At 71.1% G+C, this 630-nt stretch carries 1 protein-coding gene; it reads left to right on the top strand.

The window, feature by feature from the left end; all coding sequences use genetic code 11:
* The coding region (locus D7V93_RS43810; protein ID WP_244237867.1) for a phosphopantetheine-binding protein at positions 1–630 on the top strand (630 nt) is incomplete at both ends.

Consider the following 630-nt stretch of genomic DNA (forward strand, 5'->3'; position numbering starts at 1 on the left):
AGTCGAAGCCGCCCTGCGCGCCGCCTCCGGCGTCAACGAGGCCGTCGTCGTCGCCCGTGGAAGCGACGGGGACAAGCGCCTCGTCGGCTACGTCACCGCACGCGAAGGCCATGCCCTCGACGCCGACGCCCTCAAGGCAGGCCTCAAGCAACACCTGCCCGAGTACATGGTGCCCTCCGTGCTGCGGGTGCTGGACGCCCTGCCCCTCAACGCCAACGGCAAGGTGGACCGCAAGGCCCTGCCCGAAGCGGACACGCGCGAAGCCGAGGCGAAGGACTTCGTCGCCCCACGCGACGCGCTGGAGATGCAGCTCGCCCGCATCTGGGAGGACGTCCTGGGCCTGCGCTCCGTGGGCGTGCGCACCAGCTTCTTCGAATTGGGCGGCCACTCGCTGCTCGCCGTGCGCATGGTGGCCGCCGTGCGTGAGCGCCTGGGCCAGAGCCTGCCGCTGGCCGTCCTCTTCCAGCAGCCCACCATCGAGCACCTCGCCAAGGTGCTGCGCCAGGACGCCCAGGAGTGGACGCCCCTGGTGCCCCTGGAGAAGGGAGAGCCAGGCCAACGCCCGCTCTTCTTCGTCCACCCGGGTGGCGGCAACGTCCTCGCCTACGGTGAGTTGGCGCGAAGGCTGGG

Origin of the sequence: Corallococcus llansteffanensis, assembly GCF_003612055.1 — a bacterium.
Lineage (GTDB): Bacteria > Myxococcota > Myxococcia > Myxococcales > Myxococcaceae > Corallococcus > Corallococcus llansteffanensis.